The sequence below is a fragment of the Methanosarcina sp. genome, assembly GCF_028693135.1.
In the GTDB taxonomy this organism is placed as follows: domain Archaea; phylum Halobacteriota; class Methanosarcinia; order Methanosarcinales; family Methanosarcinaceae; genus Methanosarcina.
The window spans coordinates 25,913-47,200 of the sequence record NZ_JAQUVZ010000024.1 but is presented as its reverse complement, the minus strand read 5'-3'; the positions used below and the strand labels follow the sequence as shown (position 1 = coordinate 47,200).

Below are 21,288 nucleotides of genomic sequence, written 5' to 3'. Positions count from 1 at the left end.
TCTTTGGCTTTTTCTGTGCAAACTGAAGCTTCTTCTTTGGCTTTTTCGGCACTAACTGAAGCTTCTTCTTTGGCTTTTTCTGTGCAAACTGAAGCTTCTTCTTTGGCTTTTTCGGCACTAACTGAAGTCTCTTCTTTAGCTTTTTCTGTGCAAACTGAAGCTTCTTCTTTAGCTTTTTCTGTGCAAACTGAAGATTCTTCTACCGTTTTAGTTACAGGCGCTGCTTTAGTCTCTAATGCTTCGTTAGTTTTTTCGCAAACTGGTTTTGTTTCTGTACAAACTGGTTTACAAATTGGTTTTGTTTCTGTACAAACTGATTTTGTTTCTGTACAAACTGATTTTGTTTCTGTACAAACTGGTTTACAAATTGGTTTTAATGTTTCTTTAGTTTCTGTACAAACTGGTTTACAAATTGGTTTTGTTTCTGTACAAACTGGTGTACAAACTGGTGTACAAACTGGTGTACAAACTGGTTTTGTTTCTTCACAAATTGGTTTTGTTTCTGTACAAACTGGTGTACAAACTGGTGTACAAACTGTTTTTGTTTTATCGTAGACTTCGCCAGTTACATTGGATGTTCCATCTCCTTCATCCATCTGGTCGAGTATCTTCTTCGCTTCATTTATCATGTAATCCGCTTCATCAGCCGAGATCTGCTTGCATTCCTTCATTCTTTCAGCGAGATGGATGAAGGACTTAAGCATGGAAATGGATTTTTCATCCTCATCATTTTCCCAGTAACACATTGATGCATCAAGGAGAGTAGTCAGCCCTGTTTTTGTCATCACATGGCATTCGTATGTAAATTCCACATATTCCTTGAGAGTCTGTATATTATCCAGAGGCGTTAATTCATAGATGGCAGTATTGACAACTGTTTCAGGTTCAGTCGCTGGTTTAACCACTACTTTTTCTTCCATTTCAGGTTCAGTCGCTGGTTTAACCACTACTTTTTCTTCTTTTTCAGTTTCAGGCGCTTCTTCAGCCTCTACTTCTTCTTCCATTTCAGGTTCAGTCGCTGGTTTAACCACTACTTTTTCTTTTTTTTCAGTTTCAGGCGCTTCTTCAGCCTCTACTTCTTCTTCCATTTCAGGTTCAGTCGCTGGTTTAACCACTACTTTTTCTTCTTTTTCAGTTTCAGGCGCTTCTTCAGCCTCTACTTCTTCTTCCATTTCAGGTTCAGTTGCTGGTTTAACCACTACTTTTTCTTCTTTTTCAGTTTCAGGCGCTTCTTCAGCCTCTACTTCTTCGTCTTCTTTTTCAGTTTCAGGCGCTTCTTCAACCACTACTTTTTCTTCATCTTCAGGGACAGTCGCTGCTTCAGCCTTTTCTACACTAACTGAAGCATCAGAGATTTTTAAGTTTATCTTGTTTATTGGGAACTTCTGATACACTTCCTGATTTGAAAGATCGCTAAAAGTGTTCTCACTTACTATTATATTCCTGAAACTTTCGTGATCTGGGAAATAGACTCCGTATATTCCACTATTTTGAACATTATTTGTAATTATAAGAGTGTCTCCAATACCACTTTCACCTCCTTGATACGTAACCCCGGCGATTCCATCCATAATATTATTTTTTATTATATGCACTCCATCATTTACACTGCCTCGTCTTACGACTGCCCCATATCCACCATATACTTCATTCTCGGTAAATTCTGAGTATTGTGTACCGTCAAGAAACGCAAAAAAGTACGGAAGCTGCGGATATATTTTATTTCTAGTGACTATATAATTAATAGTCACTGGATGAGCATCAACAACATCAGAGCCGGCGATTTTTGCCCCTATTAGAGTGTTATCAGCGATAAAAACGTCTCGATTTAAAGATTTGCGTTCAGCTGTATTGCCTGTTATGGCATGCCTGCAATTTTCTATGTGATTATTTTCAATATTGACAAAAGCCGAGCCACTAGCTACATTTACACCATATCCACTGCCGGGCTTAAGGCAGTCATATATTTCATTATTAGTAACATCCACATTAAAACAGGAATACAGACAAATAGCCCCAAATCCACTATTACTGAACTGAGAATTAGTGACAGAACTGTCCTTGCAATATTCCATAACCAGTCCATGATGAGACGTTGTCGCACCCGTGTCTTCCAGCCTTATATTCTTTATATGCATTTCAATAGGTCTGTATACTTCAGTTTGGACGGTCTCGGACAAGCTGTAATCTCTAAGAAGTGGTTGATTTAAAGTGACGACATTTCCATTTACACTTTTAACAGCATATATTTCCCCTGTCATTTGATCCGGATAATCAAGAGGACACCACTTAACATTTTTCCAGATCTTAATCAAGTCGTTCTGGCGAACCTGGGAAGCGTCAGTTAAAACCACTTGAGATGAACCCTTTTTAGCGTTAGCTGCCAGGTTTTTGCTAGTGATCAATGATCCACTGAAATAAATCCCGTAGAATTCTTTTTCAGAATTTTGAATGTGAAGAGTTACTTTTCCTTCGCCTATTATTTTCAGACTTTTACTACCCTGATATATTCGATTTTTTATATAATAGTCTCCTTCGCGGATAGTTATGGTGTCTCCGCTTTTTGAGTTATCTAGCGCCTCCTGAATGCAAGCGGCATCGTCTGTATAATCAGATGTCAGATAAAGACCGGATACAGCTGGTTGAGCATCATCGTCAATTACGATATTTGCTGCCAAGGCAGCAGGGCTACTTAACACAAGACAAAAAAGAGTAAGGGCAAATACTGTCAAATAAGTTTTTAAAGTTTTCATTATAAATCATCCCAAAACTTTATTTAACTTCGTTATAGAATTCCTCCATAGTATCCACTCAACCATAATTTCCAAAGATAAAGATAGTAAATCCGATTCTCACTGGCAATGAGAATATAATATTTCTTTAAACTTTCCGATTTTATAGATGGATTTTCATACGATTGAGTGACTATTATGTGTGTTTTTCAACAAACAGTTCAAACTTAAAAACTCTGTCCTTCTATTTTGTGTACTCTTCATTTTTTTCCAAAAGATATGCGTTAATAAATGCGTTTTTTTGGTTATAAGTTACAACAATTACCCTGATGTGTCAAACTAAGGATTTTAATTAAGCCTGGGTAAAACAGGTCTGATCCTGGCTTCTTCTCTGCAGGCAGACGCAGTTATATTTTTACTGGATATCGGGCAGGTTGCATGTTCCTTCCCTAAGGCGTTCCGGGTTCCAGTCTCAATTGTAGTTTTCCTGGGCTTTTGTTACGTCATTCGCCTGTTCACATTCACTGTTACAGTTATTCTGGTTACATTCACTGTTACAGTTTCTGGTCACAAGTTGTCTGATAACTGGGTATAGGGGCACAGGTTGTAGAAGGTACGGGAATTAAAGTCAACGATATTAAAACAACAAAAAAGGATTCTATTGCCTTCAAGATTGACTTTCTGTTTATATTCATGCTCTACCTCCTATTTTGCTTACTTTTGGTCCGATAATACCTGTACTCAAAAAACGTTGGGAAGATGAACATATAAATATACTTATTATAGAATGTCTGAACTGATGCACGAAAATTAAATTTAAAGCTTTATAATACTTTATTTTATTTTATAAAGGATTATTAACACATTGTATACGATTGATATTTTGAAACACTTAAATGTTAGGTCCACAAAATTCATCAAAAAAAGTTTGAGAAATTTGACACTTACAATCAAGGTCATGAAAAATCGGGTTAATAATATATTATTGCGAATTTTGATCGGATAAATAGTTTGATTGTAACAAAAGGGAATGGAATTACTTAAAAAATATAACCAATTTTTATAAATTTATGTAACTTGTCAAGTTCAGTTGGGCCAAAAAAGAAGGGAAAATATCAGTTCCAATTAGTGGCTGTCAAACTAAGAATATAACTATATATTGTGCTATTATATTATATCAATCGAATATATACAGGCCGTCAAAAATTAGAAAATGGAAAAAATTAAGGAATATAGATAACAGAACCCTGAAAAAGGAGGCAAAATTCTGTTAAAAGGGGGTAAGATTCTGTTACTTTCTCCTAGTTTTTTCCACTTTATCCAGAACTCATGCTTTTTATTCAGAGTCTCCAACAGTTATCGTATATTCAAAATTCTCAGTATTTATCGGATGAATTGAAAGCTCCCAATCTCCGATTGCTCCGGGTATTGTATACGTTTCGGTATAGTACTTTCCGTTATTTTGATAGCCTGCGCTTTCATCATTTAACCATACCGGGAAATTATTCCATCCAATACTTACACTGTCTCTCTGCATTGTTTTTACAAGGGTCATATCAACAGGGCTGGAACCGTATTTCAGGTTCAGTTCAAACGATGGGTTTTGATTTTTCGGGGGGGAACGCAACCATGCATCCGAACCGTACGTATAGGTGGAAACTTCAATTGTTATCGGGTCTGCAGTCCTGGTGCTGAAGGTTTTTACATAAGGAACTGAAGGCTGTTGGTTAATTATGAAGTTCAGGTCTATTTGCGGTTCATACCCATTATTCTCTTTCCCGTCAACATTCATTTCGATGTAACTATTGTAATTTCCGGTAGCATTTTCCGGAACAGAGACCTTAATGGCTATGTCAGCGATTTCACCTGGGGTTAAAACCGAAGGTGCAGAGATTTCTATTGCGTCGTCCTCAAAACCAAATGTGTCAAGTGTATAATCATATCTGGTTACTTCCGGATTGATGGTGATATTTTTGTTTGCTACGTTTTTGATTTTCATCGTGTACTCATATTCCTTTCCAGCCTCAATGGTATCATAGATGTAACTTGTCTGAAGCTCAAGCTTCGGATAAACCGGAACCATGACAGAAAGGTACATTGCATTGACATACTGAGGATAGACGTATGTTTCGGGATTTGAGAACACATCATCTGTAAAGGCAATATTAGTTTCATAGTTCCCACCATCCGCATCCTCGGGAACGTTTATTTCAATGGTAAATTCCTGTTCTGTATATGGATCTACTGTTGTGCTTGCCGGGGATATGGTTATCCAGCTTTCATCTAAATTATAACTGCTGTAAGGCACAGCTACAACTTTCGGTTCAATGTCAAGTGCTTCATTACCATTGTTTCTGAAGCTTACATTGAAGCTGTTGCTCTCTCCCTCCTGTAGATATAGATTATAATAACTGGGATTTATTTCATGTATTACGATTTCATCCGGAACGGGAGGACAAACTGTTTGGTTTCCATCTCCTTCATCCTCTGATTGAGCAAATGCAGCCGGTACCCATACCAGGCAAAGCATTAATCCTAAAAATAGGGATCCTGCCCTCAATAATGTACTTTTACCCATATTTCAGACTCCTTTTCAGACTCCTTATTTGTGTGTTACATCCAAAAACTGTTTATTCTATTTTATTTTGCATTTTCACAATGGCTAAATTCCAGAATTTCGTGATTTCTGGACTTCAGTCAGGTATACAGCCTATGTAACCAACGCAATCAAGCTTCCGGGGTGCCCGCAATGGTGCAAGATCACAGGAAGACTTAACAATTGACTGAGAGAACAATTGACTGAGAGAACAATTGACTGAGAGCTCAACAGTGTAAAGCAGGTAACTCTCCACAGGTGATCCTCTGTCCGTCTCGCAGACGTCTGACAGTTTTGCAATGTGCGTAAGTTCCGTAATAATTGTATGTCCGCATATAAAATACTTGCGACTTTTGCAAATCTTTGTAATTGAACCCTGAATAACTCAAAAAGAAAAGTATTGGAGAAAGAGGCTTAACTGAAAAAATAAATGTCTAAAAATAAATATCTAACTCTTACATAGTTGAGAGTCTGCAAAATTAGTGTCATAATATAAAGTACTTATATTTGCACTATATATTAATGACGTTTTTTGTGAGAACAGGTACTTTCGATTATTACACTGCAGCGTGTTTGTACTGATAGATATATTCGTCTACTTATTTCAAGCTGACTTTCGGGAAGAACTCCTCTTTTTTTCTAAAAACACCCATAACTTTTCGCATTCCTCAACTGTCAGTCCGATCTGTTTGACCAGATATTCTTCGGTTTTGTCGTTTTTAACCGTTCCTTTTAGCAGATTGCTTACTGTATCCCTGTGGTGCCCTGTTATCCTTTCAATACTCCGTATCCCATTTTTTTCGAGAAAAAGCTTATATATCAGCCTTATTTCAGGCCCAGGCAGATGTTTTCGATAAACAGCTGTACCAACCGTTTCCATAAAAAATTTCCCACAGTTTTTGCAATAGTATCTCTGGTGTCCGGTTTTATATTTTCCACGTTTTATTATGGCTTTTCCTTCCTCCTTAAGATAATATTCACATTCAGGATTTGGACACACAACTTCATCTGTTTTTCTGGTCATACAATTTCCCTCCTCGAGTCCCGATTTTACTTTCTGGTCTATTCTATTATAAATCTAATATCTCAAAAATGCTCAAAAATTACTGATTTAAATATATTATAATGGTTTTTCCTCCAGGTGTGGAGTAATAAGCACATTATGAACTTGGACAAATAATTTTAGTGTTATTTGCAAACTGAATTAATTTAATTAATAAGTTATAGCTTTATTGGTATATTTACCTTACCCATTTAGACGTCTGCCAGATATAGATTTCTATAAAATAAGTCAAAGAACATCTCGAAAAAAAGCAAATATCCTATAAAAATAATTGCAATGATGGTTTATGGAAATCTACAGAGGGTTATTTTTCTCCTCAGAAACCATATACAGGAAGGCTTCTTGTAGACTTAAAGAAGTTAACGGATAGAAAATTGTATGTTCCTGTGTGCAAGTTTCTGTGGGAATCTGGCATAAGGATAAAAGTTGAGACGGCAAAAAGGTAGGTGATTTAATGGAGATGGTTCCAGCAACTCTATTAAAAAGGTTTGAGCCCTGGAATATAACTTCAAAAGCAAAAAAGAATTAAGGTATTCTTTAATAAGTGGTTCCCAATAGAAAGAAACATTAAGTTTGCCTTTCCATATCATTAAAGAGCGTACTTACGGGGGGTAAAATCATGCTTTCGGAAACACTTGTAGACCTTAAGAATACCAGCCAGAAAGACCTTGATAAGGAAATCCTGAGAGCTGCAATGATTGCAGAACTGGATGCTGTTAACATCTATGAGCAGATGGCAAACCTGACAAAAAACGAGGAGATCCGTACAATTCTTCTTGACATCGCCAGGGAAGAAAAGATCCACGTAGCCATGTTTGAGACCGTGCTCCTGCAAACCGACGAGGAGTTTTTAAAGATTTACGCAGATTATGCGCTTGCCAGAAAATGAACGAAGAATAGTTAGCAGGCATTTTTTTATATTTTTTTATGAATCTTTTTCATAACTTTTCAGTTCTTTTCATCATAAGCCTCTTTTTCAAGTTTCATCACATAATCATTTATACCCGGCGCATCCATATTTTCTATTGATCTTCCATGCTTGAGGAATATGCAAAGAAGAGAGATTTTGAAAAGACCTCCGAGCCTCGAGCCAACGGTTTCGAAAAAGGTTCTAATAAACCTGTTTTTGTGGTCCAGCGCCATGATGCAACCAACCTGCATTATGATTTTCGCCTGGAGATGGACGGGGTCCTGAAAAGCTGGGCAGTCCCGAAGGAGCCACCAAAAAAAGCCGGTACCAAAAGGCTTGCCATCCAGACTGAAGACCATCCGCTCGAATATGCTAATTTTGAGGGAGAAATCCCTGAAGGAGAATATGGAGCCGGCAAGGTTGAAATCTGGGATAAGGGTATTTTTGAGCTTCTGAAGCGTAAAGAGAAAGAAATTGTTGTAACGCTTCATGGGAAAGAACTCGAAGGGGATTATGTACTGATAAGGACAAACTACGGGAAAAAGGATAAAGGATGGCTTTTTTTCAAAAAAGCCGATTGAAAGGCTGCTGAGAGTAAATTTTAACTCTAAGGTGATAGTACGCCTGTTAATAGTACGCCTGTTAAAAGCTGGTGAGATGCGATTAAATAGCCTGAAGGCAATTGAATCAGGTAACCAGGACCAGGTTGTGGGCTCCGGTTTTTGCTCATGCCTGAACTTTAAACCACAGCAGGAGGTCTCAGATGGGGATTGTTACGGGGGAAATAGAAATAATCAGTATTATTGAAGCTGCGGAAGGCAACTGCTGCGTTGCTGCCTGTGATGGGCAGAAAGTGCATGATAGAATTGCAGAGGCTTTTCGCAAAAACAGGAAAGTAAAACTCTCTTTTGAAGAGACGGATGACCTGACGCCTGCTTTTCTGAATGCGGCTGTTGGACAGCTTTATGGGAGTTTTTCAGAGGAGTTCGTTGAAAATAACCTGTCTTTTGCGGACATCGATCCCGAAGATGAAGTATTTCTTAAGAGGGTTGTGGAGCGGGCAAAAGGCTATTTTGAGCATGCAGATTCCTATTTAAAGGCATTCAGGGACGTAATCGGAGGCGAGGATGCGGAATAAAGTCCATGCTGCAACAGTCTATTCGCTCAAGCCCGGGGTAAAAGTCCGGCCTATAAAAGCCCACCCTGCAAAAGCCCTCCCCGTAAAAGTCCATTCCATAACGAGCTATGATTTTTCCCAGCCGCAGAGCTTTTTCTTTGATACCAACATCTGGCTTTACATCTACGGTCCGATTAGCTGGCAGGACCCAAGGTCGGAAATCTATTCCAGAGCCTTAAAAAAGATCCGGGCCTCAGACGGGAGTATCTATATAAACTGCATGATCATTTCGGAATTTATCAATGCCTTTTCAAGGATAGAGTTCAAGCAACAGTCGGAGTTTTCCAGGTACAAGGAATTTCGGAATTCTCCAGGCTTCCGGGCTGTAGCCCAGGACATCGCCTACAACGTAAGAAAAATCCTCAAAAACACCCTTGCCTGTGACTCTGACTTTATAAGCATAGATCTTCCGGAAATAATAGACATCTTCGAGCAGGGAAAATATGATTTCAATGATCTCGTCTTTGCAGAAGTCTGCCGCTCAAAGGGCATGATCTTCGTAACCCACGACAAGGACTTCAGTGATATGGGAGTTGAGGTATTGACTGCAAATGAGAGGCTGCTGGGGGAGATCGAGGATTGATTCTGTAGTTTTCAGTCAGGCTTAATGTGTATGAGGGGAAGCTCCGTTACTCCTTATCTTCGGTTTTGACTTCAAGGTAGAGTTCAATAGCCTTTTTTATCCGCCTGTTTAACTTGTCAAGTGTTTCTGCCTGGGTGTGGCAACCCGGGAGTTCGGGAACAGAAGCTACGTAAATTCCGTCCTCGTCCTTTTCGATTACGACAGTGAAAGTTTTAATTTTCTTGCACCTCTTTTTAAGATATAAATCATAGCCTGACTATTTTATTTATAGCTGTGGAGAATAAATTTACTGCATCTGATTAGTGATCCAGTTCGATAACTCGATGAGATCGAGCCCTGCTTCTGGCTAAATATATTTCTCAAGCCAGGGGCCGCCCCCTCTCTCAAAGCCCGACAGGTTTCATGTTTTTTGTAAAGTGCAAATAAAAGCACTATTGAGTCCACTGGCACTGGTTGAAAAAGATGGCTTGACAGCTGACAGAAAAAGCTACTGAAATGAATTAATAGGAATGCCCTTATACAAAGATTTAACGAATAGGGGAGAAGATGATGCCTAAAAAAGAAGAGATAGACAGCCAGATTATGGACCTCTGGGATGAGATCTTTACGCTTGAAGACAAAAGAAGAGACGAATTGGATATTAAGTATGCAGAATGGCGGAAAGTAGAACCACTATTGGTTAACGGCATAGATGAAGTCGTAATACATATAGAGTCAATGAAAGGAATCAGTGATGAAAGCCTGCTTATATACAAAGAAGTTAAAGAAATCAAAGTTAGGTACAAACAGGAAATGAATGAGATACATGCAAAAATAGATGCACTGAATAAAGAAAAAGAAATGATGTAAAGATATCATTGGTTGACTTTTTAGGGCAAAGGCTGGAAGTTAAGATAACTGACAATAGGTTTTTTCAAGCCTGTTTTTAAGCCTGTTTTCATCAAAAACGATGAAGTTGCCTTTTCCGATCCTGATCACAAAACAATTTTTACCCCTTAACTCTTTAGCTGCCTGGAGTAGGAATTATCGAAAGAACGCAGCAGGTTTACTTACAAAAGTTTTTAAATTACAAAACCCATAACAAAAAAGAGTATTCCCGTATCATCCTGCAAAAACTGTAGCCTGACCAGTTTGATAGATAGTTTCCTCTCAACTTTCTCCCTCACCAGAACAAAGCCTCTCCTCGGAGCTATTTTTTATTCAACTCCCGAAATGGAGCCACATGCGGGACTGTCTAAATATAACTGTTTTATTATATTATCTGGAGGACTGCTCCCCTTTCTCCCCACCTCCCCTTTCTCCCCACCTCCCGTTTATCCAGTTCTCTGTTATTTTATCCCTCGACGAAATCCCCAAAATCATAAAATCCTCAAACAGAACCCCTGAATTCAAAATCCTATGAGTGAGTAAATATATTTTTCAAGCCAGGAACCCCCTCTCAACGCCCGGCAGGTTTCGGATTTTTAGTAAAAGGTTTCATGGTGGGGGATCGATGTGAAGGAGGAATTTTCAGTTCGGCATTCGGGAGAGGATCTCTTATAGAAATGTGGTATAGGGTATGAAAGAGAATGTTTTTATGTCGAACCTCTGAATTATAAAGCAGTTTCCGGGACAAAGGCAAGTGTTCTTTCAGTCCGGGGATATTTCCTTCAACATTTTTTTCTCTTATTTGCGGTGCCGGTTTTTAGGTCGCTTTTTATCTGGTTGGTGGCTGGTCCAGGTCCATTGCGGTGCAGGGAGAGAAAAATGAAAGATTTCCTCCTGGTTTCTGGAATAGATCAATCAGTTAATGAAGGACCACAAACATTTTTTACTCTCTTTTTACCCCGGTGATGCAAACAACAGAGTAGAAAGCGTTTCTGACCGATTTCTTTATATATGGAAATGATATGTATAGAGAGCCATTAACTAGTTAGTATCCGCTAATTTCTGAGGATTTCTGGCCGATTTCCGGTCACATTTTTGACTATAAGGAGCCTGTGGCTGTCGGCAGATGGGATGGGGCCCGAGTCCGGAAACGCCAAGAGGCTCAGAGATTTTTGATATATGCAAAGACAAGGTGCTTAAAGAGCAAACCTGCGGCAGTGTAAAACCTGTGCAGAAACGCCTGAAAACCTTTCACATTCATCGATTATGGATAAAGCTCACCTGAGCATCCGGAAGACAAATACCTGAGACTGCCTGAGGGCATCAGGGCAAAGCAAAATAAAACTATATAAAACGAGCATACTTCGGAGGAATTACTTGGCAAGAAAGAAAGTACAAAGAAAGCTTGACGGATGGAAATCCAAGGAATGGTACAATATTGAAGCTCCTGTTTACTTAAACAGAGCTATTGTAGGAAACACAATGGCAGGAGACGCTTCCCTGCTCATAGGTCGCAATGTTGAGACTACAGTTGGGGAACTCACCAACGACATGAGCAAGAACAACACAAAGGTCATCCTCAGGATCAGCAAAGTCGTTGGAGACATTGCAACTACCGACCTCATGGGTCACGAACTCACAACTGACTATATCCGCTCAATCGTTAAGAGGCAGACTTCCAGGATCGACGCCAATGTCGATGTTAAAACCAAAGACGGCTACGTTATCCGTGTAAAGCCAACCTGCTTCACCATCAAGAGAGCACGTTCAAGCCAGATTAAAGCCATCAGGGAAATGATGGTCGAGATCGTCAAAAGGCGCGCCTCAGAATCCGATTTTGAGACCTTCATGCAGGAAGCAATTCTTGGCAGGCTCTCAGCAACCATTTACAGGCAGGCTAAGTTTATTTACCCGCTTCGCAGAGTCGAGATTAGAAAGACTCAAGTCGAAAAAATGCCCGCAGCTAGATCTGCACCTGCAGCTGCACCTGCACCTGCAGAAGCATAATTCATATTAAAAAATATCTCTGCCGCATTTGCGGCAGAGTTTTTTCTGACCGTACAAACACTTTCATTTTTGCAACCGTAAAAATACTTTTTTTATGACTTTCGTATTGATGAAGGTACTATTGAGTTAGCCCTTAAAGTGGCTAAGAAGGGGCAAGTAACGAAGTATCGAAATCCTCTCAGGTCTTTGTCTTCCCAGGTTTTTGAAAACATCAATCATGTAATTGTGGACAGCCAGAATTTCTCACATCATAAAAAAGAGAGCTTTGACTTCTCTCTTCAACCCGGGAAAAATATATTAACCACAAAAGATTTTTTATATTTCAAAATCCGATTAATTCCCCATGGCTACCTTCTGGTCTGTATCCCACACCCTTGGAACAAAAGAGAAGGTTTTTTCCTGGTGGATAGATAGCCGGGGAAATATTTTTATAAAAAGGAAGTTCAGGAAAGGCCTTTTCCCCAGGATCGATAAAATTAGCTGCAGTAACCTGGAAAAACTACAGGGGTTTATGCAGGACAGGGAATGGAAAGACCTGGCAAACAATGCCGAAAAGCTGTATACAGGGACTGAAAAGGACGGCATAGGCAAATTCCTGTACAGGCTCAGGGCAGAGGTCCCGTATGCCCACCTTTCAAGCCAGTTAGCAGCTATTTTTTACCACTCTGAAGTCTGGGAATGGAACGAGCAGAAAATAGGCATGAAATTTCAGCTGCTCCCCGGAAACTGGCAGGAGAGGACAATGCGATATTACAGGAGTTCGCTGGACCCGGAGAATGAAGGCACTCTTATAGATGAGTTTTCAGAAAGTGGCGCGAAAGTAGAACAGGGGCAGGAAAAGGAAGAACTGCAAGAATCACTACAGGAAAAATCACTACAGGAAAATTCAGTCCAGAAGATTGAGCAGACAAAACTTTCGGTATTTTTCAATTTTTAGGAATGATTCAAATATAATATCGAGGGGTTTTGTTGCCAAGAATGGTTATTGGGGGAAATGGAACTATAGATCAATTCCCAAACTGAAATTTAGAAGTTATATTTTTATCATTCCTTAAGGAAAAAATAATAGAAAGATATGGCTTTCAAGCCAGTTTGAAAACTCTTACTCAGGCAGTTTCAATTTCCATTTCGATGCCCCCAACTTTCTTTGCGACAAAATTATAAATAACGCCAATAAGGAATCCACCTATTGCTCCCGCAATTCCGTAAAAGAGAATAACAACTATTATTATAATTATACTTTCAGTAAGGCCAAGAGCTCCCTCTGCGCTCATCATAAGAAGAATAAACGGTGAAAAGATAAGCGCAAGAATCAGGTATATAAGACCGAGAACTTTTGCCAGAGATTTACTATTTAACAATGTAATACGCCCCATTCAGGGCAACATAATCAAATATTTGAATTAGTTCTCATCCTATAAAGGCTTATTCTGTTAGATGGCTGGAACAGGCGGGCTTTTTCAGGGATCAGGCTACAGGAAAGCATCAACAGAGAAAACCAGTAAAACCAAAAAAACCAGTAAAGCCAGAAAAGTCCGCAGTGTATAAAAAAGAAGATAGAAATATAATTTCCAGTAAAAACCCTTACCATCAATTCAACGGTACATGCGGCTCAGGGGTTCTATTGTAATTACTACAAGGGTCAGTTTTTCGTAATCTACTCTATAAAGCAACCTTAAATGCCTGGAGCGATACCGGAATACTTTTTCCTGGCTTTCGATAATTCTTTTTGCGCCCAGTGGAACGGGATCAAAAGCAAGCTCTTCAAGGATTTCCCTGGCCCTCGAGTGCGTATTCTCATCTGCCTTCATCATAAAATCCTGTGCAGGGATATCAAAAAAAACTTCGAACATTTCAAAGCCTCATTTCTTCAAGCTTCTTTAACGGTACAAGCTTTTCTCTGGCCTCATTTTCAAAACTTCTGAAAACAAGCTCTTTTTCTTCTGCGGTGAGCAGGACATCTATATCCACCATATGTTCCTTAATTTCTGCAAGCTGTTTCTTTATGAAATTGAGATCTTCAAAGATTTTTTTATCTATTTTTTCTCCGGTCATCAGAACCACTGCCGTTGCTTATATAGCTCGTGAACTGTTATTTACTATTGTTTACAAACAGCATCAAAGATTTATCCCTTAATATAGAGCCGTCTCCTGATAGTCTCCTGATAGATAGATTGTTATCTTCTTACTTCCTCATCAAAGTATCGTGAAATAAGACTTACTGGAAAACTTTAAATTCAGAGTATCCAGATTATATTGTTTTAACTGTTATATTTCAATTTTAAAGAAACCGAATATAAAAAACCTGGCAAAATTCAAAGGCAACTATTATAAAAATAACCAAATTATATATAAAACCTGGAGATCTGTAAAGGGGCAGGAGATAAAAAAATGGTAAACGAAAACCTCGGGTTTTTCATCTATGTATTCTCATCAATTTTTGTGATTGTAAGCCCTATCGGTGGAGTTGTAACTTTTATCTCCCTGACAAGCCAGATGACCCGCAAGGACAAAAATGACGTCGCAAAAAAAGCAGTGATACTTGCATGCGTAATCGCCCTATTTTTTGCAATTACCGGAAGCATGATACTTAATATATTCAGCATCAGTGTGGACTCGCTTCGTGTTGCGGGAGGACTCCTGCTTTTCAGTATCGCATTTGACATGATGCATGCAAAGGTTTCAAGGGAGAGCATTACTGAAGAAGAAATTACTCAGTCCCAGGAACGGGAAGATATATGGGTCTTTCCGATCGCCCTTCCGCTTCTGACAGGTCCGGGTACGATCAGCACAGTAATTGTCCTTATGGGAATGGCGGATGGCGTTCCACAAAAAGCAATCGTTCTCATATCGATTATATTTACATTCATAATCTGCCTGTTCGTCTTCCTCTTCTCAAGGAGGATCCACAAGTTCATAGGATATAACGGAATGCTTGTCTTTACAAGGCTTATGGGGCTTTTGCTCGCGGCTCTTGCAGTGGACCTGACTGCCACGGGAATAATAAACATATTCGGGCTGGTAATTTGAAATCTTCAGGTTTGAGAGTTCAAAACTCTTGAACCTTCAAAATTCTAAAACATAAAGGGTTATCATGCCGGGTTATCATGCCGGGTTATCATGCCGGGTTATCATGCCGGGTTATCATGTCGGGTTATCGCCGGGTTATCATGCAGGTATGGTTAATCCGGTTTTCCGTTATACTGCCGATTCACGTACTCGATCAGTTTACTGCCTGTGAGCCTTTCGCTTGAGGGACCTATGCGGATATAGAACTCTTCGTCATCTTTATCCGGGTTGAGGAAAACGGCCTTATCACTTTTTCTACAGTCGATTTCCAGGACTTTTTTACCGCTTACTGGCACAAGGGCGTACTCTATCATGGGGGCATAGTTAAGGCCTATATGCTGCTTTATGAGCTGTTTGAAATGCAGGAGGAACTTATCCTCGTTCGGAAAGCCGTCGTTTTTGATTCCCATAACCTCCCCGCTGTTGGAGACGCCAACAAGAAGAATGCCGCCGTCGGTGTTCAGGTAAGCGATTATCGTCTTCAGGACTGCATGTTCGATATTCCAGTCAGGCTTTTCGGTAATAAGGTTCATTCGCAACGTGGACTTGAACTCAAGTTTCTTGCTCTCCCCCCGCCTGATTAGCTCCAGAATGTAGTCGGAATCATTTGCAAGCTTCACCGCCTCCCGGATAAGTTCGAGCTTCTTGCGGATATGGGTTATACTCTTGGGATAGGTTGAAAGCCTGCACTCGAACACGCTTAGCTGAGAAATAAGTTCCTTTGTGAGATCTTTGATTTTAAGGACCTCAAGCTGGACCTGCAGGTCAGGGAGATAGAGTTTGCTATGTGTAAGAGAATCAAGATCCACATCTGGTAAAGATGAAATTTCGGGAAGAAGAGGAACAGCCGCGCCTGAAAATACAGAAGTGCTCTCCCCTGTTTCCGTACACATATTCTCAACCGAAGCTTTGCCTGCAAATGTGATTTCATTTGCTGCCAGGGGGGAGATAATTTCGGAATATCCGGATTCTCCTGAAAAAGAAGCATCTTCTGCAGCGTCATTCAGGGCAGAAACCTCCGAGAGTGACGTAGCCGGTTCTTCAGGTTCCCGGGTTTCAGGTCTCAGGATAAAGCCCCTCGTCCCCCAGGCCTTCCGGATCTTCAACCCGAGAGGATTGTTGAAAAAGTCCGCAAGGTATTCCGAACTTGCCTTATCAGGATCAAGAACAAGCTGAATGTAAGCCAGAAAATCGCTTCCTGTCTCGGAAAGAGAATTGAAGGCATTCAGTTCTTCATAAAGGGGGAGATAGAGAGAGTTTTCTTCTTCGTTAAAGCCGTACTCCCGGCTCGGGTCAGGAGAATTGGCCTTTAGCATAAGGTCAGAGAGGCTTGTCGGTTTAAGGCCGTACTGACTGCATAATGAATCTATTTCTTTTTCGACCATGCGGATCAAACAGAGGGAGTTTCTATTATTAAAGCTGTTTTAAAGCTGTTTTCAGGTTTATGCAATTGTTGAGGTTAATGTTGCTTATTGGATTCTAGAACTCATATACCTTTTTCTTTCCAAGTTACTTAAAATTTTATTTTTCTGTTGGAAACCAGAAAAACAGGAAACCAGAAAAACAGGAAAGAAAAGTTACAAAATAAAAAGTAGAATCAAAAGTAAAATTGTTGTCCCCAGCTACCTGATTGATATCCTGGGTCAGACCTCCCAGCGCGGCTAATGATTTCATTTTTATCTACTGTACGCAGGCGGGTTAAAACGGAGTGTGGCGCGTGAAAATAAAGAACGAAATATGCATTTGAGGCCATTTATGAATAATACTAACCAATTAATCCGGTCATCCGCCATTAAAAGGTTGAGATTTTCGAATAAAAAGAAAAAAATGCCGACTCGAAATTTAGAACTCTGACCCGTACAACGTCATTTGCTCTACCACCCGAATTGCGCCTCGGGAGTACGCGGTCCTTTTCGCTGCGCTCAAGAGGACTACTTTATAGATGTATCTGACCCGTACAACATTATTAGCTATACAGGGTCGTTCTTGTCACGCTCGACGCAGGAGAGCGGCCTTGCAAAAAATAAGAAAAAAGAAAAAGTGATTAAAGTAACAAGCAAAAACGACTGATGACCCCTTTAAGAAACTAACCTATTAAAGTGATCAGGGAAACTGATGACTTTCTGCTTTTTTCTGCTTTTTTTGCAGGGCCGCCAGACAAGCTGGCGGAGGCTCCCTATGAAAAGTGGATTAAAATGTGGTTTCGGGATCATGGGGGGTATTTTTTGGAAAAGGGAGACAATTCTGCATTCAGTTTCTCTTTGAATACCAGCATGAATTAACCTGCTACTTTTTGGTTCTTCGTCATTCTATATGGATAAGATAATTTTCACTTCAAGACCGCGCTGGTTTTTATGAGGATATCCACACAAAACAACGAAGAGCCCTACTGGGGCAAAAGAGAAGGTTTCAGCTCCATAAGGCGCATAAGAAAAAACAAACGATTCCAGTTCGGATATTCTAAATAATATCAACCGGGTAATCAAAGAACACCAAACCCGGAAGTTCCCGGAAAAATAAAAAATAAAAAATAATCCCAAAACAGTTACCTGGCCCAAAATTCATAAATTCTCAGCAGGAAACCCCTGAGTCTTTAGCTCAGGGGAGGAATGCGTAAACTTCTCCGTCCTGCTCTGTTGAATTCGTTTTTTATTAATGTAATGAGGGCGAATAAATCACCCTCCACCTACATACGTAGGGTAATGCGTATCCGAATTGTGGAGTCAATTCCGGAATCCGTCCTCCTCTCGATCTGATATGGAAAGGTTTAACGATGCAAGCACTGTCCCTACCTCTCAGGACTGTTTAACCGGCATCCTTAGAGCCTTAAACTGAGGCGACATTCAAGGGTAACTATGTATTCTTTCCTATCGTTTACCGATTTTCCAAAGCTCTTAATCGGTGATCTGGTCAATCAGGGCTTGTTAGACAAGCCCCTGAGTCTTTAGCTCAGGGGTAGTTGACATCGTTAATTGGTCAGGGCCAGGTTTGCTTGAGACATGTTTTAAGATTCGCAGTTCAGATATTAACCATCTCGATAGTATATTGGCTTCAGGGATGGTTAATATCATTTTAACCTTGAAAATAAGTTATCTGCTTAATATCGTTTTTAAATGTTAGCCGTCTCCTGGGCTGCGGATTGAGTGGTTGCACTGACTGATGTAACTGAGGACATACACCCGCATTTTCTGCAGTAGTAAAAGTTATTCGAACCAATTACCTGTTTTTTAAGAGGTGTGCCGCACCTAGCACACTTTGATGGATAATCAAACATATATCTATTCACTCCATAATCATTAGCGGTTCAAGTCTTGCAGTTTCTGTTCTTGTCCAGTACCCACATACAGTGCAATATTGAAATCCTATGAAAAGATCGTTTTCAAGTTTAGAATGGCACTCCGGACATCTTTTCAAATAAAGCATATGTTCCGGCTCTTTTTTATCCCCAATAATTTGTGTTTTGGTTATTTTTTGCATAATTAATTGCTTCCTTTTATGTTTCATACCCAATATGTATACTTACTGCATCACGTATATATATTTCCCTCTATTGCGGTATTTGTGGTACAGGTATAGGCTATCCTGTAAATGTATACAGCCATTGAACTACAACAATTGCCATTAATAGACAGCCATTGAACTACAACAATTGCCATTGATAGACAGCCATTGATAGACAACTGCTGATAAACGGTCGCTGACAATCATCGGCTGAAAATTTGGCAACCTCATAAAAAATAAGTCAAAAGGTTCTCGGGTAGTTTTTCAGTGCCTTCCGAGCTCCTTTTCAGTTTCGAGAACCTTAAGGGTAATTTTCATAACAGAGTCCGGATTAAGGGAAATAGAATCGATTCCCTCTTTTACCAGGAATTCTGCAATTTCAGGAAAATCACTCGGAGCCTGCCCGCAGATCCCGCTATGCCTTCCGTTGCGTTTTGCTCCCTGCACTGCCATTGACATTATTTTCATAACCCCCGGATCCCGCTCATCGAATTCCGCGGCAAGCAATTCGGAGTCGCGGTCAACCCCGAGGGTCAGCTGGGTCAGGTCGTTTGAGCCTATAGAGAAGCCGTCAAAGAATTTGCTGAACTCGTCGACAAGCAGGACGTTATTGGGAATTTCGCACATAACATAGACTTGAAGCCCGTTTTCTCCGCGTTTAAGCCCGTTTTTCTCCATCTCGGCAATGACTTTTTTCGCTTCCCCAATGGTCCGGCAGAAGGGGATCATAAGAATAAGGTTCGTAAGCCCCATTTCATTCCTGACCTTTTTCATAGCCCTGCACTCAAGGGCAAACCCTTCCCTGTAGCGTTCATCAAAGTAACGGGAAGCCCCCCTGAACCCTAGCATGGGATTATTTTCGTCCATTTCAAAATAGCTGCCCCCAACAAGGCTTGCATATTCGTTGGTCTTGAAGTCGCTCATCCTGACCACAACAGGCTTCGGGTAAAAAGCTGCAGTAATCAACCCGACGCCTCTGGCAAGCTGCTCGACAAAATAATCTTCCTTTTTCTCATATCCCCGTGTCAGTTTTTCGATCTCCCGAAGCTCTTCCGGGTCTTTGACCTTTTCCGGGTGCACAAGGGCCATAGGATGGACCTTGATATAGCTTGTGATAATGAACTCGAGCCTTGCAAGCCCGATCCCGCCGTTAGGAATCATGGAATAAGCAAAAGCGCTGTCTGGGTTTCCAAGGTTCATCATAATCTCGGTTTTGGGGCGTTCCAGGTCTTTGAGGCTGAGGGTATCTTTATGGAAGGGGAGGATGCCTGCGTATACAAGCCCGTCTTCTCCTTCGGCACAGCTCACGGTAATTTCCCTGCCGGTTTCGAGGATTTCAGTTGCATTTCCAGCCCCGACAACCGCAGGGATTCCGAGTTCCCGGCTGACAATAGCCGCATGGCAGGTCCGTCCCCCTTTGTTTGTAACAATAGCGGCTGCGGTTTTCATAACCGGCTCCCAGTCAGGAGTTGTTGTGTCCGCAATCAGGACCTCTCCGGGCTTGAAAGAGGGAAGGTACGAAACATCAGGGATCACACGGACCTTTCCGGATGCGATCCTGTCTCCCACGCTCCTGCCTTTTGCAAGGACTTCGGATTTCTCTTCAAGGACATAGGTTTCCAGCACATCCTTTTCTCTTTGGGACTGGACGGTTTCGGGCCTTGCCTGCACTATGAAGAGTTCTCCTGTTATGCCGTCCTTTGCCCACTCGATATCCATGGGCCTGGATTCCCTGTACTTGTTAGAATAATGGTCTTCAATATCGATCGCATACCCGGCAAGCTTGAGCACCTCTTCGTCATTAATACAGAAGCGCAACCTTTCAGCCTCAGGGACCTCCACGTTCCGGGTGAGCACTTTGGAATCTCCCCTGCCGTAGATCATCTTGATTTCTTTGCTTCCCATCTTCTTCTGGATTATCGGCTTGTACCCTACCTTGAAAGTCGGCTTGAAGACGTAGAACTCATCGGGATTGACCTGCCCCTGCACAATGTTCTCTCCGAGCCCATATGCCCCGGTAATGAAGACCACATCTCTAAAACCCGTTTCCGTATCGAGAGTAAAAATAACCCCGCTTGAAGCCAGGTCCGACCTTACCATTTTCATGATTCCTATGGAAAGGGCTACCTTGAAGTGGTCAAAATTGTTGGTTACACGGTAGGAAATTGCCCTGTCCGTAAAGAGAGAAGCAAAACAGCGTATACAGGCGTCCCGAAGCCCGGGATAGCCCCGGATATTGAGGTAAGTCTCCTGCTGCCCTGCAAAAGAAGCAGTTGGTAGGTCCTCAGCCGTTGCCGAACTCCTCACCGCTACATCCGTATCTTCTCCATATTGCTCGCAGAGGCGGTCATATGCAATTTTGATTTCCTCCCAGAGGTCATCCGGAATTCCGGCTCCAAGGATCAGGTCTCTTGCAATCTTCCCTCTTTTTGCAAGGTCTGCAACATCCGCAGTATCAAGCCCTTCCATTGTTTTTTTAAGCTTTTCCAGAATCCCAGCTGCCTTCAGTATGTGCCAGTAAGCATCAGAGGTGACTGAAAAGCCATTTGGAATCCTGATTCCCTTTGAAGTAAGTTCCCTGTACATTTCCCCAAGGGAAGCATTCTTTCCGCCAACAAGCGGGACGTCCTCGATCGTGGTCTCTTCAAACCAGCGGATGTACTTGCTTTTGTTTTCAGGCATTTTCCAGAATCCCCTACAAAATTTTGTCTGAACTAAATATGAACTAAATAAGTACTGCAAAACATTTAAATTTTAATAGTGTTGTGGAAAAGTTACACAAA

Annotated in this window: 19 protein-coding genes; 8 read left to right on the top strand and 11 right to left on the bottom strand. The window is 40.9% G+C overall.

The window, feature by feature from the left end; genetic code table 11:
• The 3 genes from PHF18_RS11520 to PHF18_RS11510 form a co-directional block, all read right to left on the bottom strand.
• A partial coding sequence (locus tag PHF18_RS11520) for a right-handed parallel beta-helix repeat-containing protein (RefSeq protein ID WP_300102863.1) occupies window positions 1-2,753 on the bottom strand: 2,753 nt, incomplete at its 3' end.
• Window positions 2,754-4,068: 1,315 nt separating this feature from the next.
• Window positions 4,069-5,310, bottom strand: coding sequence for a hypothetical protein (locus tag PHF18_RS11515; RefSeq protein ID WP_300102860.1), 1,242 nt, complete (start codon window positions 5,308-5,310; stop codon window positions 4,069-4,071).
• Window positions 5,311-5,932: 622 nt separating this feature from the next.
• The gene (locus PHF18_RS11510; protein WP_300102857.1) at window positions 5,933-6,352 is read right to left on the bottom strand and encodes a hypothetical protein; all 420 of its coding nucleotides are present in this window, start codon (window positions 6,350-6,352) and stop codon (window positions 5,933-5,935) included.
• 658 nt (window positions 6,353-7,010) lie between these two features.
• Between PHF18_RS11510 and PHF18_RS11505 the strand changes: the two genes are divergently transcribed.
• The 4 genes from PHF18_RS11505 (at window position 7,011) to PHF18_RS11490 (ending at window position 9,061) form a co-directional block, all read left to right on the top strand.
• On the top strand, window positions 7,011-7,280 hold the full coding sequence (locus tag PHF18_RS11505) for a demethoxyubiquinone hydroxylase family protein (protein ID WP_367279194.1): 270 nt from the start codon (window positions 7,011-7,013) through the stop codon (window positions 7,278-7,280).
• A 146-nt stretch (window positions 7,281-7,426) separates the two neighbouring features.
• Window positions 7,427-7,882: a DNA polymerase ligase N-terminal domain-containing protein gene (locus tag PHF18_RS11500; RefSeq protein WP_300102854.1), complete on the top strand. Its 456-nt coding sequence runs from the start codon at window positions 7,427-7,429 to the stop codon at window positions 7,880-7,882.
• Window positions 7,883-8,064: 182 nt separating this feature from the next.
• Entirely contained in the window at window positions 8,065-8,439 is a 375-nt protein-coding gene (locus tag PHF18_RS11495) for an STAS-like domain-containing protein (RefSeq protein WP_300102851.1), read from the top strand.
• Complete coding sequence (locus PHF18_RS11490) at window positions 8,429-9,061, top strand: PIN domain-containing protein (RefSeq protein WP_300102848.1); 633 nt, start codon at window positions 8,429-8,431, stop codon at window positions 9,059-9,061. Before PHF18_RS11495 ends, PHF18_RS11490 begins: the two co-directional genes overlap by 11 nt.
• 46 nt (window positions 9,062-9,107) lie before the next feature.
• Here PHF18_RS11490 and PHF18_RS11485 read toward each other — a convergent pair whose 3' ends face one another.
• A complete protein-coding gene (locus PHF18_RS11485; protein WP_300102866.1) occupies window positions 9,108-9,257 on the bottom strand; it encodes a type II toxin-antitoxin system HicB family antitoxin in 150 nt (49 codons plus the stop codon).
• Window positions 9,258-9,607: 350 nt separating this feature from the next.
• Between PHF18_RS11485 and PHF18_RS11480 the strand changes: the two genes are divergently transcribed.
• From PHF18_RS11480 to PHF18_RS11470, 3 genes are all read left to right on the top strand, one after another.
• Window positions 9,608-9,910 carry a hypothetical protein gene (locus PHF18_RS11480; RefSeq protein WP_300102845.1) on the top strand — a complete coding sequence of 101 codons (303 nt, stop codon included), beginning with the start codon at window positions 9,608-9,610 and terminating at the stop codon, window positions 9,908-9,910.
• Between the two features lie 1,395 nt (window positions 9,911-11,305).
• Complete coding sequence (locus PHF18_RS11475) at window positions 11,306-11,935, top strand: 30S ribosomal protein S3ae (RefSeq protein ID WP_300102842.1); 630 nt, start codon at window positions 11,306-11,308, stop codon at window positions 11,933-11,935.
• A gap of 343 nt (window positions 11,936-12,278) precedes the next feature.
• Window positions 12,279-12,872, top strand: a complete 594-nt coding sequence (locus PHF18_RS11470) for a hypothetical protein (protein WP_300102839.1) — start codon at window positions 12,279-12,281, stop codon at window positions 12,870-12,872.
• A 169-nt stretch (window positions 12,873-13,041) separates the two neighbouring features.
• Here the strand turns inward: PHF18_RS11470 and PHF18_RS11465 are convergent, their stop codons facing one another.
• The 3 genes from PHF18_RS11465 to PHF18_RS11455 all read right to left on the bottom strand — a co-directional run bounded on the left by PHF18_RS11465 (window position 13,042) and on the right by PHF18_RS11455 (window position 13,990).
• A complete protein-coding gene (locus PHF18_RS11465) occupies window positions 13,042-13,296 on the bottom strand; it encodes a hypothetical protein (RefSeq protein ID WP_300102836.1) in 255 nt (84 codons plus the stop codon).
• A 234-nt stretch (window positions 13,297-13,530) separates the two neighbouring features.
• Complete coding sequence (locus PHF18_RS11460; RefSeq protein WP_300102833.1) at window positions 13,531-13,788, bottom strand: type II toxin-antitoxin system RelE/ParE family toxin; 258 nt, start codon at window positions 13,786-13,788, stop codon at window positions 13,531-13,533.
• A 1-nt stretch (window position 13,789) separates the two neighbouring features.
• A complete protein-coding gene (locus PHF18_RS11455; RefSeq protein WP_300102830.1) occupies window positions 13,790-13,990 on the bottom strand; it encodes a hypothetical protein in 201 nt (66 codons plus the stop codon).
• A 336-nt stretch (window positions 13,991-14,326) separates the two neighbouring features.
• On the opposite strand from PHF18_RS11455, the gene PHF18_RS11450 reads away from it, so the two are divergent.
• Window positions 14,327-14,965, top strand: a complete 639-nt coding sequence (locus tag PHF18_RS11450; RefSeq protein ID WP_300102828.1) for a MarC family protein — start codon at window positions 14,327-14,329, stop codon at window positions 14,963-14,965.
• A 152-nt stretch (window positions 14,966-15,117) separates the two neighbouring features.
• On the opposite strand, the gene PHF18_RS11445 is transcribed toward PHF18_RS11450, so the two are convergent.
• The 4 genes from PHF18_RS11445 to ppsA form a co-directional block, all read right to left on the bottom strand.
• Window positions 15,118-16,389, bottom strand: coding sequence for a helix-turn-helix domain-containing protein (locus PHF18_RS11445; protein ID WP_300102823.1), 1,272 nt, complete (start codon window positions 16,387-16,389; stop codon window positions 15,118-15,120).
• 1,724 nt (window positions 16,390-18,113) lie between these two features.
• Complete coding sequence (locus PHF18_RS18090; RefSeq protein ID WP_367279193.1) at window positions 18,114-18,278, bottom strand: zinc finger domain-containing protein; 165 nt, start codon at window positions 18,276-18,278, stop codon at window positions 18,114-18,116.
• An 8-nt stretch (window positions 18,279-18,286) separates the two neighbouring features.
• Entirely contained in the window at window positions 18,287-18,481 is a 195-nt protein-coding gene (locus PHF18_RS11440) for a hypothetical protein (RefSeq protein WP_300102872.1), read from the bottom strand.
• Window positions 18,482-18,769: 288 nt separating this feature from the next.
• Window positions 18,770-21,187 (bottom strand): phosphoenolpyruvate synthase, encoded by a 2,418-nt coding sequence (gene ppsA / locus PHF18_RS11435; RefSeq protein ID WP_300102821.1) that lies wholly within the window; start codon window positions 21,185-21,187, stop codon window positions 18,770-18,772.
• Window positions 21,188-21,288 lie beyond the last annotated feature (101 nt).